Source organism: Myxococcus faecalis (genome assembly GCF_050039385.1).
GTDB classification, from domain to species: Bacteria; Myxococcota; Myxococcia; order Myxococcales; family Myxococcaceae; genus Myxococcus; species Myxococcus fulvus.
On record NZ_CP144336.1, the window covers coordinates 56,896 to 71,836 of the forward strand.

Consider the following 14,941-nt stretch of genomic DNA (forward strand, 5'->3'; position numbering starts at 1 on the left):
GTTGTCATGCCGACGATACGCGAGCAGCTCAGGCGGATGGTGACGGAGCGCGACGTCCCGCCGCGAGGCTTCGGCTGGGCAGAGCTGATGGAGGCCTTGGAGGAGTTGGAGGACGCCGCGAAGCCCCTCGCGGCGGCGCCCCTGGAGGGCGAGGACGTGAGCGCGCTGGTGGAGCTGCTGAACCAGAAGGGCCGACTGCCCATGCGGGGACAGACACCGGCGACGCACTCGATGCCACCGGAGGAGCTGCTCCAGCTCAAGGCGCTGAAGATCCTCGAGCAGGCGGGACGCATCGACCGTGCCCAGGACGTGCTGGAGCGGCTCGACCGCGAGCCCGGCTCCCCCGCCCTGAAGGCGATGGCGCGACGGCTGCTCAACCGGGGCGGCGGAGAGGAGCCGGCGTAGGCTCACGGGACTCCGGCCGGGGAGTCCACGACACGTCGGGCCCGGGCACGGCGAAGGACTCGTGGACCGTGGCGGCACCGCCCTCCGGGGAGTGATGGGTGAACCACCAGCCCACGGGAAGGAGCAGCAGCTCACCGGGCAGGAGCTCCACCTCCAGACGCGGCACCCCTTCCGGCACCGACGACCTGGCGCCCAACACGCGGTGCAACGCATACGCGGGGAGCAACTCCAGACATGCGCGACCCTGGACCTGACACAGCAAGGTGTTGCGGCGCACGGGCGTCAACGCGCGCGCGGCGCCCGGCGCGTCCCGCCACTCGACCGAGGGGGACTCCGGGGCAACCAGTCCCACGGATGAGCGCGTCACCACGGGGAGGTTCTGGAAGTAGTAGCGCTCGAAGAAGTCCCCGGGCGACAGGTGCTCGTGTCGGTCGATGCGCGCGTGTCCCTCCGACTGCCGATGGAGGTCTCCATAGAGGTCGAGCAGTCCCTCCAGCTTGCGCTGCATCGCCACGGCCCGCGCGGCGCCCTGGAAGCACGGGTCCTCCGCCTCCGCGTGCACCGCGGCGCGCGCGAGCTCCGGGTCGACTCCGGCGCGCGAGAGCACGGCCACCAGGTCCTCGACCTCGGAGCCTCGCAGCAGGTTCTCCACCACCCAGCGCCGCCACTCCGGCGCGAGCACGTCCGGCTTGCCTGCCTCCGTCATCGGGGAGCCCTCTCCGGCCTGGGGCCAATCCAGTAGTCGCGCCACTCCACGTTGCGCTGGGGTCTGTCGAAGCTGACGAACGTCACCGACATGCTCACGTCCAGCGCCTCCACCGCGTGCCACCAGCCCACCGGAATCAGCAGCGTGTCTCCCGGCCCCACCACACACGAATGCAGTGTGGCGCGCGCGAAGCCGGGGTAGCGCGTCAGGTCCGGGGCGCGGATGTCCACCGCGCTGTAGAGCCCCCGGTCGTTGTAGAGGCGGGGCGTCTCGCAGGGCGGCAGGAGCCAGAAGCGCTTGCGCCCCAGCACCTGGCAGAACAGGACGTTGAGGTGGTCGTGGTGGAGGTTGGACACCGTGCCCGCGGGACCGAACCACAGGTGCACGCTGTCCGGCGCGCTCAGGTCCGGATGGATGTAGCCCGCGGGAGGACGAAGGTCCTGGAGCAACGGTCGGAACGCGGGGCGCAGGAGCAGGCTGTTGCGCGCCACCAGGTAGACGTCGTCGGAGCCTCGCGTCCCGCGCACGTGCGTCACCAGCTCTCGCAGGAGCCACGTGCGGCGCAGGCGCTCGGCGTGGAAGTCCGGGTCCGCCTCCGCGTCCCGGCCCGCCATCACCTCGACCGGCTCGTCACCGAAGCGCTCCTCCAACCACTCCGGCGTCCACCGCGTCCGTGCGGGCCATTCGTCCAGGAGCCCCTCGATGACGACGGGCTGGTTGCGCGCGTAGTAGCGCTCGAAGAAGTCCCCGGCCGGAAGCCCGTGACACCGCTCCACCGCCGCGGGCGTGGGCCCCGGGTGGCGCTGGGCGTGCAGCGCGGCGCGCGCCGTCAACAAGGCCTCCAGTTCGTCGCGCAGGGGCGCGGAGCGCTGCCCGTGACGCACCGCGGGGTGCTCGGCGATGGTGCGCACGGCCTCGTGGGCCCGGGGCTCGGACAGCCCCAGCGTGAGCAGCACCTCGACGAGCCGGGCGGGCCCCACCCCCGCGGTCAAGTTTTCCGCGAGCCAGGAACGCAGGGACGCCGGCAGGGTCTCGCTGTCGTCACGAGTCATGTTTCGCGCGGTGCGATATACCACCCACGAAGGCAACCACGTTGCACTGGGGATGGCATGACGACGTCCAAGGAACCTGCTCCAAGAATCGTTCCGAATCCTCCGCCCAACCCGGCCACGCGGCAGGCGCCGCGCATCGTCCCCAACCCGGGAGGGCATTCCGCTCCCTCCGTGGAGAGGACGACGCCCACCGAGCCGCCGACCACGCCGCCGCTGAAGAAGTGACGACGCCCGCGGGCCTCATCCGAGCCTCCACCACGTGTTGCCTCCCGGGACGTCGAACTCCTGGAAGGTGACGGACACGCTGACGTCGAGCGCGTGCACCCAGTGCCACCAGCCCGCGGGAATCAGCAGCATGTCACCGGGCTCCACCACGACCTCGAGCACGTCGGCCTCGCGATACAGGGGGAAGCGCGTGAGGTCGGGGTGCTCGGCGTCGACCTGGCTCCACACCTCCAGGTGGCTGTAGACGTGGTGGGTGTGGAACGAGGGGATGAGGCGGAAGCGCTTGCGTCCATGCACCTGTCCGAACAGGACGGTGCCCAGGTCGTGATGCAGCTGCGTCAGCGTGCCGGCGGGGCCCACCCAGAGCTTCACCGCGCCCGGCCGGTCGGAGGCGCGCAGGAGGCCTGACGGGTAGCGCACGTCGTCGAGCAGGCCGCGCAGCTCCTCGCGCTCCAGCGCGAAGTTGCGTGCCGTGAGGTAGAGGTCGTTCGACGGCCCGCCCTCCTCCAGGCGACGGAGGAACTCCTCGAAGCGCATCACCGCGCGGCACGCGTCCGGGTCCAGGTCGTGGTCCACTCGCGCCTCCCGGCCGGCCATGACCTCCACGTCCACGTGGCCGTAGCGCCGGGCCAGGGACGATGGGCGCCAGTGCTCCATCAGGGGCCAGTCGCGCATGAAGCCCTGGAGGTGCACGGGCTCGTGGGCCAGGTAGTGGCGCCCCATCAGCGCCGGGATGGAGAGGTCCGTGTGACGCGCCAGGTGGCGGTGTCGACCGGATTGACGATGGAGCGCGACGCGGGTGTCGAGGAGCGAGAGGACGTCTTCGTGTCGGGTGAGGTGGCCACGTCCCATCGACACGGCGGGATGCTGCTGGACGGCCTCGACGTGAGCGTGCGCCTCGGACAGCGGCACTCCCGCGGACACCAGGGTGTCCACCAGTCGCGTCGGGGCCACGCCTCGCACGACGTTCTCGGCGAGCCACGCTCGCCACTCCGGATCCAGGCTGGATGAAGCGACGTCCACCATGCCCCCATCGCTGTCGCGTGCGCGGGCCACTCTACCGAATCCGCGTCTGCGTGCGTGGCGCGTGGCGCCCCGTCGCTCGCACCGTCCTGGAGCGGCCGGGAGGCACGGTGGGACAGCACGACGCGCGCACTCCCTAGATTGAGGGCCGAGAGGACACGCGATGACACCAGCCCACTGCCGGTTCCGTTTCGTCCGCACGCTCGCTGGCCTGGGTGGCCTGACAGCGTGGCTGCTCACCCTCGCGCCCACGAGCGGGCTGGCACAGGACGATGATGACGAGGAGGCGGTGGCGCCCCAGGTCGCCTGCTACACGGCCGCGAGCCAGGGCGGGCTGACGGACGACTCCGCGGCCACCCAGCTGTGTCGCGGCGCGCGCTCCTCCGCGCCGGCGAAGTGCTTCCTGCGCGTGCAGGAACAGGGCTCGCTGACGCAGGCGCAGGCGCTCCAGCTCTGCCAGTTCGCCACCGATGAGGACGACCCGGCCGCATGCTATCTCCAGGCGCGAGGCAAGAGCTTCGGCGACGACGCGCGCCTGCTCCAGCTCTGCCAGCCTCCGGTGACGGAGTTCCTGCGCTACTGCCCCGTGCCCGTGCAGTAGGCTGACGCACCTGTCGCCCCGATACGGGCTAGGGTGGCGTCATGACGGTGCAGCCGCCCTCCGAGGATGAGCTTCCCACGGCCCGTGAGCTGGAGCAGGACGAGGCCAGCGCCACGCCCACGTCGCGCCTGCTGCTTCCCCCCGGCAACGAGCCGCTCGCCATGCTCGCGCGCCGAGGCTTCCAGGCCACCGTCGCGCCGCTCGACCTGCCCTTCCCCGCCGACCTGGACCCGAGCCGCGCGGAGCGGCTGGTGGAGCGCCTGGGCCACTACGCGTTCCGACTCTTCCTGCGCGGCGCCATCCTCCGGCGCGGCAGCTTCACGCCCCAGGAGGCCACCCGCTACCTCGAGGAGGACCGCGCCACCGCCTTCGCCGAGGACCTGGTGTCCATGGACCTCGCCACGCGCGAGGAGGCCGGCCGCTACCGCCTCACCCACCCCGCCCTGAGCTTCGGCGGCACGCTGGAGTGGTACGTCGCGCACGAGCTGCGCGAGCGACTGCGCTTCGATGTGGCCGCGGGCGTGAAGTTCCACGCGCCCGACGTCGGCGGAGACCTGGACGTGGTGGCGAGCGCGGAGGGCCGCCTCGTCTACCTGGAGATGAAGTCCTCGCCGCCCAAGCACCTGGCGCCGGACGAGGTGGGCGCGTTCTTCCGCCGCGTCCGCGCCCTGCGCCCCCACGTCAGCGTCTTCGTCATGGACACCGCGCTGCGGCTCTCCGACAAGGTGCTGCCGCTGCTGCAAGCGGAGCTGAGCGTCCAGCCGCCTCCCCCACCCCGGCGCATCGTCCGCGAGGTGTGGGCGCTCACGCCGCACCTGTACGTCGTCAACGCGCGACAGGACTTGATGGGGAACATCGGGCTGGCGCTGGCGGAGGGCTTCCGCGCGCTCGCGCCGCCCGCTCCGTGAGCCCGCCTGTCCGGGGCGAGCTCACGAAGCCGACTTCAGACAGACTCAGTGCCGGGGGGCACGGGCCTCGCGGCCCCGGGCACGCGCGGCCTTGGAGAGCGCATCCGCGCCCTGCTCGTCCCCGCGCATCCACTCCTTCATCGCCGGGACGACCTGCTTGCTCCACGTCTTGCCGACGCGGACCTTGAGGAAGTCGTTCACCAGCGCGTCCACCATCGCGGAGAGCTGCTCGGTGAGGAACAGCCGCTCGCTGAGCTGGTCATCCTCCTCCTCGCTCATCAGCGCGGGCAGCTTCGCGGCGCGGATGTCGAGGAACTCCGAGTCGATGGTGGCCTCGTACTCCTTCTCGCCATGGGTGAAGCGGATGCGCGCCTGGGCCACCAGCAGGCCCTTGTCCAGCGCGTGCTTCACCTGCTCCGAGTACGGCGCCAGCGTGCCCTTCGCGCTCAGCTCCGTGACGTCGCCCGCCACGCCGCGCAGGATGATGCGGCCCATGAAGAGCACGTTGACGCCCGTGCCCTCCAGCTCCACCAGCGCGTCACCCGACTCCGAGCGCCAGAGCATCCACGTCAAGAGCTCCCGGCCCAGGTACGCGCGGCCTCGCAGGAGCTGCTCTCGCGCCTGACCCTTCTCCACCTCGGCGACGTCCTTCGTCTCCTCCGTGGAGGCGCCGTCGACCCCGATGTCTCCTCGCGCGAAGGCGGCATCCGCCCGCGCCTGCTCACGCCTCGCCATGCACCACCTCCGCCCCGGCACCCGCCGGCAGGTCCATCCCGATGAGCTCCGCGGTGGGCCCCAGGGCCCCCTCGTCGATGCCCGACGCCTGCGCGATGGCCGCCGGCGTCAGCGCGACGAGCTTCAGCCCGAGCGCGTTCTCCAGCGCGATGAGGATCTCCTCCACCACCTTGCGCGACGCGGCCCAGATCTGCAGCTGCTGGGTGTTCTGGTTCCAGCTCACGTCCAGCACGTTGGTGCGGGGCGTGGTGCGCGTGCGCAGCATCTGCTTGATCTGCGCCTTGGCCTGCGTCTTCTCCGCGCGCGACGCGGGGCGGTCGTTCTCCGCCTCGAACTGGGTGGTCCACTTCGCCAGCTCCGCCTTCATCGCGGCGGCGGGGACCTTCAGCGAGTCGATGCGGAACGAGAACAGCGCGTACTCGCCATAGAAGACGCGCCCGACGGAGAAGTCGACGGCGTCCGCGTTCTCCAGCTCCACGAAGCCCGCGGCCCGGTCATCCTCGGAGCGGCGGTCGATGGGCTCGAACGCGTTCGCCTTGAGGCCCCGCGGGAGCGAACGCTTGATGTCGGAAGGCGCTTCCTTCGACGGTTCGACCCGGAAGCGCGAGAAGGTGACGGCACCACGTAGGACTGGCATGGGGCGCGGCAGGATGGGGGGCGCGGGCGACCTCGTCAAGGCACTCCTGGTGCTCTCCTCGGACGGACCCTCTCCGGGATTCTCATGCTTTCTAGAATTTTCTGATGAAGCCCGCGTCTGCGGGCTGTCACCCCTGTCCGGGCGTGACAGCCCCAACGCGTGGACGGCGCCTGGCGGTCCACGCCACCCCACAGGACACACATGCCACAGCAATCCCGCCCCGCCCCAAGGGGGATGGCCCTGGGCTGTCTATTGTCTCTCGCCGCGACGAGCGCACACGCGGACCCCGCCTCGCTCGCGCTGCTGCCACCGCGAGTCGAGAGCACCACCCAGTCCGCCGAGCAGGTCCCGTCGCGAGGCACGTCGGTGCTCGGCGTGACGGCGAGCGACCCACAGGGCTCGCCGCTCACCTTCACGTGGACCTCCACGGAGGGAGCCCTGGCGCCGCCCGTCCACGGCGCCACCACGAGCGAGGTCACCTGGACCGCGCCGGACTGCCTTCCTCCCAGCAGCGCGCCGGTGAAGGTTGCCATCACCAACGGCCACGGCCTCACGTCCGAGGTGGCCTTCACCTTCAACGTCGGCGGTGACCTGTACCTCGACTACCAGAAGCCCTTCGCCGCCTCGCAGTTCAGTCACCTGGACGGCGTCACCCTCTCCGAGAGCGGCTCGCTGCGGCTCGCGCTGTCGCACAGGCCGATGAGCGCGGAGCGCATCATCTTCGAGGAGCCGGTGTTCCTGTCGCTCCAGATGGTGCGCAAGAGCGCCGTCGCCAGCCACACGCTCGGGTGGATGTACCACGACGAGCTCGTGGCGCGCGGGTACGTCGGAGCCAACGACGAGCTACTCGACACCAATGCCAATGGCATCGCCGACCTGCACGAGGACCTCTACAACGTCGCGCCGCACAGCGGTCCCCAGGCGCGGCCCTACATCGGCGTGAATCCCCGGTGCCCGCGGAGTTTCGTCTCGGGGGGCTTCGCGTACAGCGAGCCGGACCTCGCGATGAGGTCCACCTGTCTTTCGACCTTCCGGCGTCAGCCGCTGGCGGATCCCCGTCCGGGACAGGGGAACACCGCGTACACCACGGACATCGTGGGGCAGTGGACCGTCGACGCCCACCCGAACGGCTACTCGGACCGAGGCCGCTTCGCGCGCATCCCCAACCTGCTCGAGCCCGCGCTGCCGGACAACGACTTCAAGGGGCTGGGCCGGCTCGCCGTCCTCCTCACGGACGACGACGAGGACGCGACCACCTACAATCAGATGGGGCCCGTCCAGGACGGCCGGCTGGCCTTGCCGGATGGCATCCCCGACTATGACGTCTCCGCGTACACGGCCCAGGGCCTGCCGAATCCCCAGAACCCCGACCCCGGCATCACGCCGCGCGACCGGAAGATGACCCTGGGCACCATCGACCGTCACCGGGAGATCGTCTTCTTCCTCGTCACCTACTACGAGAGCAAGCACGCGCCCGCCGACACGGGCATCACGTTCCCCTGCTTGAAGAAGTCGCCGGATGGCAGGTGCGCCCTGTTCCTCCAGTCCCCCGTCTCCGTGTTCTTCTCCAAGGCCGCCTGGAACCTGGACATGGACACGCGAGGCACCAGCCCCGCGGCCGAGTTCAACCAGGGCTGCACCTATCGCGACACCTGCGACCGCGTGCACCCCACGACGCCCACCGCGTGCGCCCTGCCGGGCAACGGGCGGCCGATGTGTGGCTGGCTGGATGACCTGGGCATGCACACGCTGCGCAGGCCCGAGTACGGCGCCATGATGCTCCCCTCGGAGCGGCTGGTCGTCCCCGCCGCGTCGAACGGCGCCATGCCGCACCTGGCCCTGGCCTCGACACCCGCGTACCCGCGGCGCTGGTTGATGGGCTGGGAGGACCTCAATGGCGGCGGCGACCGGGACTTCGCCAACGTCGTGTTCCAGCTGCAGGCGGAGCCCACGGGCCTCGCGCGCGCCGCCTCGCTCGGCGCCCTGCCCCAGGACCTGGACCCGCGCTGCTTCGTCTCGCGCGTGAGGGTGGCGAAGTCGGACGCGTTCGGCCCCTACTGCGCCTCCACGAGCGAGGTCTACGCCTCCTACGCCATCTCCCCCGACTGCAGGGTGTGCTCGGCGGGCACCTGCGTGCCCAACCCGACGCCCACCTGGCTGCATGCGCCCCTGGCGGCGGGCGCGACGGAGACGGTGATGGATGTCTCGACCTTCCAGGGCCAGAGCCTGTGCTGGCAGGCGTCGCTCGGCACGCGGGACTTCATGTGCCAGCCGGAGGTCTTCAACGTCGACATCGGCTACGAGTTGACGCGCACGCCATGACGGGAGCGTGAAGGAGGGGGCGGGAGTCGTGACGCCTCGCGGGTCCGGCTCCCACCCCCTCTCCCAGGCACCGCCTCGCGTCCGCGATGAACGCAGACGCGTACCATTGCGACGCGCGATGGCGCATCGACGGGGTTGTCCTCCCGAGCCCCCGCGTGCACCGGGACAACCGGGCACGGTGGCTGCAATCGCCGTCGGGATGGACAACCCCACACGCCCCAACATCCTGCTGCTGACGGTGGACCAGCTCATGTTCCCGCGCTTCGCCTATGGCGCGGGGGGAGGATTCCTTCCCGGCATCAAGGACCTCCTGGGGTTCATCGACGAGGGGGGCGAGGACAATCCCTATCGGAAGTTCTTCCCGGGCTTCGCGGCGCTGCGGCGCAACGCGTCCATCTTCCGCAACCACACCATCGCCGCCTCGGCCTGCATCCCCAGTCGCGCCGCCATCTACACGGGCCAGTACGGCACGCGCACGGGCGTCACCCAGACGGACGGCCTCTTCAAGAGCGGCGACGCGGCGGCCTTTCCGTGGCTCGTGCCGGAGGGGATTCCCACCATCGGCCACTGGTTCCAGAAGGCCGGCTATCACACGCACTACTTCGGCAAGTGTCACTTCGCCAATCCGCCCGAGCACTCGCTGAAGCGGCTCGGCTTCGACGACTGGGAGCTGTCCTATCCGGAGCCCCACGGGTCCTCGGTCAACAACCTGGGCACCTTCCGGGACGTGGGCTTCGCGGACCTCGCGTGCACCTTCCTGCGCAGGATGGGCCTGGGGCAGCCCTACAACCGCGCGCTGGCCGAGCAGGCCTATGCGGCGCCCCGCGCCGACGGACCGTCGACGACGCCGCAGCCGTGGTTCGCCGTCGCGTCGTTCACCAACCCGCACGACATCGCGACGTATCCCATCCTCCCCAGGCAGCTGGACCCGGACGCGCGTCCCGTGGGCCCCCTGCTCGTGCCCGGTCAGCACAGCCAGTCGGCGACGCCCGTCGCGGGCAGCTGGACGCTCCCGCTCAACCCGATGGGCTTCCCGCAGGAGAACTCGCACCTGCCGCCCAACGTGCATGACTCGCTGGCCAACAAGCCCACCTGTCAGCGCGACTACGCGTACAAGATGGGGCTCGCGCTCGCGGCGAAGACGGGGCTCGCGATGCACCAGGCGAAGGAGTCCATCGACCCCGTCGCCGTCACGCTCAACTCGGGCATCCCCTTCCAGCTCACCGCCGCCCCGGACGAGTCCACGCTGCGCTTCAACCAGTACTACACCTGGCTCATCCACCTGGTGGACGGACACATCGAGCGCGTGCTGCGCACGCTCGATGAATGTGGCCTCGCGAAGAACACCATCGTCGTCTTCCTCTCGGACCACGGTGAGTACGCCGGCTCCCACGGCTACATGATGGAGAAGTGGCACACCGCCTATCAGGAGGCGCTGCACGTGCCGCTCGTGGTGCGGATGCCGCTGGAGAAGGAGCGTCCCCAGACGCGTCAGCACGAGGCGCTCACCAGCCACGTGGACGTACTGCCCACGCTGCTGGGGCTCGCGGGCCTGTCATCGGGAGAGGTCGACGCCATCCGCACGGACCTGCGCCTGCATCACCCCGTGCCGCCGTTCGTCGGCGCGGACCTGAGCCCGCTGGTGCAGGGCACCGCGGACACGGTGACGGAGCAGGACGGGACGGCCCGTCAGGGCGTGCTCTTCATCACGGACGACGAAATCACCGAGCCCCTGCCGCGCACCGGCGACCCGCACCAGATTCACGACGAGGCCATCTACTCGGTGTTCGTGCGCTCGGTGGAGGCGCTTCGCGAAGGCACCACGCGCGCGGGGCATCTGCCGTGGCTCGCGCCGGGGCCGGTGTGCCAGCCCAACCACGTGCGCTGCGTGCGCACGCCGCGCTGGAAGCTGTCGCGGACGTTCGACCCGTCGGGCGAGCACGCGGACCAGTGGGAGCTGTATGACTTGCAGAATGACGCGCTGGAGCTGGAGAACCTGCTCGTCTTCGACGGCCCGTTCCCTACCCTCGTCCCCAAGCTGCCCCCCGGGCTCTCACCCGGGGAGGTCGAGTCCGCCGCGCGCGAGACGCACGCGCTGCTCCTGAAGTACGAGGCGGAGAAGCTGTCGCCCTGGCCCGCCTCGTAGTCACTCGGACGCGGCGGCGGCGCCCACCGGCTCGAGCTCGGAGTAGACGCCGTCCTCGAGCCGGTGGCGGGTGACCCCCTTCGTCGACTGCTCGGCGCCGGACGCGTCCGCCCGACAGGTCACCGGGCCGGGTCGGATACCGGACGGCCGGGGTGCCGCAGCGACCCGCGGGGCCCGTCGCGCCACATGACACCCCAGGTCGTGGGCGTTAGCGTGGCGCCCGTGATGAGCCGCGCCCTCTCCTTCTGTCTCGTCCTGGCCGCCGCCGCCCTGCCCGTCGGCTGCCGTCACACCCGACATCCCGCGACGCCCACCGTGAGCTCGGTGGCGAGCTCGCTCTTCGCCACGCTGGAGGACGAGGGTGCGCTGGCGAGCGCCTTCGTGCTGGACGCGACGACGGGCGAGCCGTTGTATGCCCACCGCGAGCACGTGCGGCTGCTCCCCGCGTCGACGATGAAGGTCGTCTCCACCGCATCCGTCCTCTCCGCCCTGGGCGCGGACTATCGCTTCCAGACGCCGGTGACGCTGGAGGGCACGCTGACCGACGGGCTGTTCCTCGGCGACCTCGTGGTGGACTCGTCGGGAGACCCGTCCCTGGGCTCGTGGCGCTTCCCCGAGACAGCGCTCGCCTGTGAGCAGGTGGCCGACGCGCTCCAGGCGAAGGGCGTGCGGCAGTGGAAGGGACAGGTGCACGTGCGCGGCATCGACGACGACGTTCCCTTCGGCCCCGGCTGGGCCTGGGATGATGTCGCGTACGCCTACAGCGCGGCGCCCACGCCCTTCGTCTTCCGCGAGAACGTGGTGGACCTCGCGCTCTCCCGTCCCGAGGGCGCGGACTGCGCGCAGCCGCCCCACGTCCAGCTCACGCCCGCCTTCGCCACGCTCTCCACCGTCGTGCGCGTGGACCCGAACGCGGAGCGCGCCAACCTCTCCTGCACCCGTCAGCGCGGCGCTCCGGGCGTTCGCTGTGTGTGGCGCTCGCCCGTCAACCAGTGTCCGCGCACGGCCAACGTGCGGCTCTCCGTGGACGAGCCCCAGGTGCTCTTCGCCGCGTGTGTCGAGGAGGCCCTGCTCAAGCGAGGCGTGCCGCGCCTGCCCTTCACGCTGGAGGCCCCCGCCCCCTTGCGTCCGCCCGTCCCCGAGCCGCTCGTCACGCTGGCCAGCCCGCCCCTGTCCGAGCTGGTGAAGGTCACCAACAAGGAGTCGCTCAACCTCTACGCGGAGCGGCTGGGCCTGCGCTTCGCCCGTGAGCGCGGCGGCGCGGAGGGCTACGCGAACCTGCGCACCGCGCTGGCCGAGGAGCTCACCCGCCGAGGCATCCCCGCCCGTGATTTGCGCCCCGTCGATGGCAGCGGCCTGTCGCGCTACAACCTGGCCACCGCGCGGGGCCTGGCGCGCGTGCTCTTCACCAGCCTGCGCGAGCCGTATGGCGCGGCGCTGGTGGACAGCCTGCCCGTGGCGGGCGTGGACGGCACGCTCGCCAACCGCCCGGTGACGCCCGTCACCGCAGGCCGCATCCGCGCGAAGACGGGCACCCTGTCCGGACAGAAGTGCTTCGCGGGCGTGGTGGAGCGCCCCGGGGACGCCGAGCACCCGCGCGTCGTCTTCGCGCTGATGCTGGGCAACATGGACGAGGCCACCGCGCTGCCCGCCAACGAGGCGTTCGACCGCTTCGCCGCGGCCCTCGTGGAGCTGCCGCTGCGCGCGCCGTAGAAGGCGGGAACGGCCGGTATTCCCGGCGCGCCTGACGCGCCGCGCGCCTGGAGGCAATCCGAGGCAACACCCGGCCCCTCGCGGCATTCCCCTGGCGGGAACCCACCCCAGGAGGTGGGAGGACATGGCAGGCTGCGGCCCGCCAAATCCCCTTCCGAGGTGTGAACATGAAGCTGAGAACCGCGATGGCCGCGGCGGCGCTGATGCTGCCCCTGGCGTCCCTGGCCGCGGCCAAGGGCCCCTCCAAGCCGCCCGCCACGGAGAAGAAGGACGTCGTCGACACCTACCACGGCACGGAGGTCAAGGACCCGTACCAGTGGCTGGAGGCCACCGACGACGCGAAGGTGAAGCAGTGGAACGACGCGCAGAACGCCCACACGCGCGCCATCCTCGACAAGCTGCCCGGCCGTGAGCCGCTGCGCCAGCGCATCTCCGAGCTGCTCGGGTGGAAGTCCCCGGGCTACGGCGCGCTGACCGAGGCGGGCGGCACGCTCTTCGTCATCAAGTTCCAGCCGCCGCGCCAGCAGCCGTACCTGGCGGTGCTCGGCTCGGTGGAGGACCCGTCGAAGGAGCGCGTGCTCCTGGACCCGATGGTGCTGGACCCCAAGGGGCACACCACCATCGACTTCTTCGAGCCCACGCTGGACGGCAAGAAGCTGGCGGTGTCGCTGTCGAAGAACGGCACGGAGAGCGGCGACGTCTCCGTCTATGACGTGGCCACCGGAAAGCCGCTGCCCAACGAGGTGGTGCCGCGCGTCAATGGCGGCACGGCCGGCGGCGGGCTCGCGTGGAACGCGGACGGGACGGGCTTCTTCTACACGCGCTATCCGCGCGGCGAGGAGCGTCCGGCCGCGGACCGCGACTTCTTCCAGCAGGTCTACTTCCACAAGCTGGGCACGCCCACCGAGCAGGACACGTACGCGCTGGGCAAGGACTTCCCGCGCATCGCCATGACGGAGCTGGAGACGTCTCCGGACGGCAAGCACATCGCGGCCATGGTCGCCAACGGCGACGGCGGCGAGTACATGCTCTACCTGCACGGCCCCGACGGGAAGTGGACGCAGGTGACGAAGTTCGCGGACAAGGTCATCCGCAGCCGCTTCGGCCACGACGGCGCCATCTACCTGCTCAGCCGCCAGGACGCGCCGCGCGGCAAGGTGCTGCGCCTGCCCCTGGCCACGCCGACGCTGGACAAGGCCACGGTGCTGGTGCCCGAGGGCGAGGCCAGCATCCAGGGCTTCTTCCCCGCGAAGACGCGCCTGTACATCAACGAGCAGCTGGGTGGCCCGTCGCAGGTCCGCATCGTGGACCTGAAGGGCAAGGACCTGGGCCTGGTGCCCACGCCGCCCGTGTCCTCCACCGGCGGCCTGGTGAGCGCGGGCGGTGACGACGTGTACTTCAGCAACGTCAGCTTCGTGCAGCCGCAGGCCTGGTACCGCTTCTCCGCCAAGGACGGCCAGGTGACGAAGACGGCGCTGGCGCGCACGGCGCCGCTGGACATGAGCGACGTGGAGGTGGTGCGCACCGAGGCCACGTCCAAGGACGGCACCAAGATTCCCCTCTCCATCCTGAAGAAGAAGGGCACGAAGCTGGACGGGAAGAACCCGACGCTGCTCACCGGCTACGGCGGCTTCAACATCTCCATCTCCCCGGGCTTCAACGCGCTGGCGGGCCTGTGGCTGGAGCAGGGCGGCGTCTACGCGGTGGCCAACCTGCGCGGCGGCTCGGAGTTCGGCGAGAAGTGGCACGCCGAGGGCTCGCTGACGAAGAAGCAGAACGTGTTCGACGACTTCTACGCGTGCGCGAAGCTGCTGGTGGACCAGAAGTACACGCAGCCCAGGAAGCTGGCCATCCAGGGCGGAAGCAACGGCGGCCTGCTCATGGGCGCCGTCGTCACGCAGCACCCGGAGGCGTACGGCGCCGTGGTGGCCCGCGTGGGCCTCTACGACATGCTCCGCTCGGAGCGCACGTCCAACGGCCAGTTCAACGTCACCGAGTACGGCTCGGTGAAGGACCCCGAGCAGTTCAAGGCGCTCTTGGCCTACTCGCCCGTGCACAACGTGAAGGACGGCGCGAAGTACCCGTCCGTGCTCTTCACCTCCGGCGCCAATGACCCGCGCGTGGACCCGTTCCACTCGCGCAAGATGGTGGCGCGGATGCAGGCGGCCACGTCGACGAAGAACCCCATCCTGCTGCGCGCCGACGCGGAGACGGGCCACGGCGCCGGCACGCCGCTCAACGCGCGCATCGAGGAGGAGGTGGACGCGTACTCATTCATCTTCAGCCAGCTGGGCGTGAAGTACCTGCCGCCCGCGAAGAAGGTGGCCGCGCCGAAGCCGCAGTAACCGCTGCATCGTCACGCATGGGGCCCGCCGCGGGTCCGGGACTGTTCTTCCGGACACGTGCGCGGGCCTCGTCATGTCCGGGGTGCACTGTCGCCTGGAGTGGCCACGGGCACGCGTGCCACC

14 protein-coding genes are annotated in these 14,941 nt (G+C 70.7%); 8 read left to right on the forward strand and 6 right to left on the reverse strand.

The genetic code is table 11. From position 1 onward, the window contains the following. Positions 1-6: 6 nt before the first annotated feature. The gene (locus VZQ01_RS00225; RefSeq protein WP_223751051.1) at positions 7-405 is read left to right on the forward strand and encodes a hypothetical protein; all 399 of its coding nucleotides are present in this window, start codon (positions 7-9) and stop codon (positions 403-405) included. Here the strand turns inward: VZQ01_RS00225 and VZQ01_RS00230 are convergent. Next, positions 374-1,111, reverse strand: a complete 738-nt coding sequence (locus VZQ01_RS00230; RefSeq protein WP_223751050.1) for a hypothetical protein — start codon at positions 1,109-1,111, stop codon at positions 374-376. The two genes, VZQ01_RS00225 and VZQ01_RS00230, sit on opposite strands and share 32 nt — an antisense overlap. After that, positions 1,108-2,103, reverse strand: a complete 996-nt coding sequence (locus VZQ01_RS00235; protein ID WP_426746611.1) for a cupin-like domain-containing protein — start codon at positions 2,101-2,103, stop codon at positions 1,108-1,110. Before VZQ01_RS00235 ends, VZQ01_RS00230 begins: the two co-directional genes overlap by 4 nt. A 117-nt stretch (positions 2,104-2,220) precedes the next feature. Between VZQ01_RS00235 and VZQ01_RS00240 the strand changes: the two genes are divergently transcribed. After that, entirely contained in the window at positions 2,221-2,388 is a 168-nt protein-coding gene (locus VZQ01_RS00240) for a hypothetical protein (protein ID WP_223751048.1), read from the forward strand. Positions 2,389-2,403: 15 nt separating this feature from the next. Here the strand turns inward: VZQ01_RS00240 and VZQ01_RS00245 are convergent, their stop codons facing one another. Further along, positions 2,404-3,444: a cupin-like domain-containing protein gene (locus tag VZQ01_RS00245; RefSeq protein ID WP_426746612.1), complete on the reverse strand. Its 1,041-nt coding sequence runs from the start codon at positions 3,442-3,444 to the stop codon at positions 2,404-2,406. Between the two features lie 130 nt (positions 3,445-3,574). Between VZQ01_RS00245 and VZQ01_RS00250 the strand changes: the two genes are divergently transcribed. Both VZQ01_RS00250 and VZQ01_RS00255 read left to right on the forward strand, forming a co-directional pair. After that, entirely contained in the window at positions 3,575-4,012 is a 438-nt protein-coding gene (locus VZQ01_RS00250) for a hypothetical protein (protein ID WP_223784316.1), read from the forward strand. A gap of 41 nt (positions 4,013-4,053) precedes the next feature. Next, a complete protein-coding gene (locus VZQ01_RS00255; protein WP_223751045.1) occupies positions 4,054-4,920 on the forward strand; it encodes a hypothetical protein in 867 nt (288 codons plus the stop codon). A 45-nt stretch (positions 4,921-4,965) separates the two neighbouring features. Here the strand turns inward: VZQ01_RS00255 and VZQ01_RS00260 are convergent, their stop codons facing one another. Together VZQ01_RS00260 and rdgC are read right to left on the reverse strand one after the other, a co-directional pair. Next, complete coding sequence (locus VZQ01_RS00260) at positions 4,966-5,655, reverse strand: hypothetical protein (protein WP_141322863.1); 690 nt, start codon at positions 5,653-5,655, stop codon at positions 4,966-4,968. Beyond that, positions 5,642-6,292: a recombination-associated protein RdgC gene (gene rdgC / locus VZQ01_RS00265; protein WP_141322884.1), complete on the reverse strand. Its 651-nt coding sequence runs from the start codon at positions 6,290-6,292 to the stop codon at positions 5,642-5,644. The genes VZQ01_RS00260 and rdgC overlap by 14 nt, the downstream gene beginning before the upstream one ends. A gap of 201 nt (positions 6,293-6,493) precedes the next feature. Between rdgC and VZQ01_RS00270 the strand changes: the two genes are divergently transcribed. After that, on the forward strand, positions 6,494-8,614 hold the full coding sequence (locus VZQ01_RS00270) for a DUF4114 domain-containing protein (protein ID WP_426746613.1): 2,121 nt from the start codon (positions 6,494-6,496) through the stop codon (positions 8,612-8,614). 199 nt (positions 8,615-8,813) lie between these two features. Beyond that, positions 8,814-10,760 carry a sulfatase-like hydrolase/transferase gene (locus VZQ01_RS00275; RefSeq protein WP_426746614.1) on the forward strand — a complete coding sequence of 649 codons (1,947 nt, stop codon included), beginning with the start codon at positions 8,814-8,816 and terminating at the stop codon, positions 10,758-10,760. Here VZQ01_RS00275 and VZQ01_RS00280 read toward each other — a convergent pair whose 3' ends face one another. After that, positions 10,761-10,883, reverse strand: a complete 123-nt coding sequence (locus VZQ01_RS00280) for a hypothetical protein (RefSeq protein WP_255653719.1) — start codon at positions 10,881-10,883, stop codon at positions 10,761-10,763. It abuts the gene before it with no gap. Positions 10,884-10,985: 102 nt separating this feature from the next. On the opposite strand from VZQ01_RS00280, the gene dacB reads away from it, so the two are divergent. Next, on the forward strand, positions 10,986-12,473 hold the full coding sequence (dacB, locus tag VZQ01_RS00285) for a D-alanyl-D-alanine carboxypeptidase/D-alanyl-D-alanine endopeptidase (RefSeq protein WP_426746615.1): 1,488 nt from the start codon (positions 10,986-10,988) through the stop codon (positions 12,471-12,473). A 167-nt stretch (positions 12,474-12,640) separates the two neighbouring features. Further along, positions 12,641-14,818: a prolyl oligopeptidase family serine peptidase gene (locus tag VZQ01_RS00290; protein ID WP_426746616.1), complete on the forward strand. Its 2,178-nt coding sequence runs from the start codon at positions 12,641-12,643 to the stop codon at positions 14,816-14,818. Positions 14,819-14,941 lie beyond the last annotated feature (123 nt).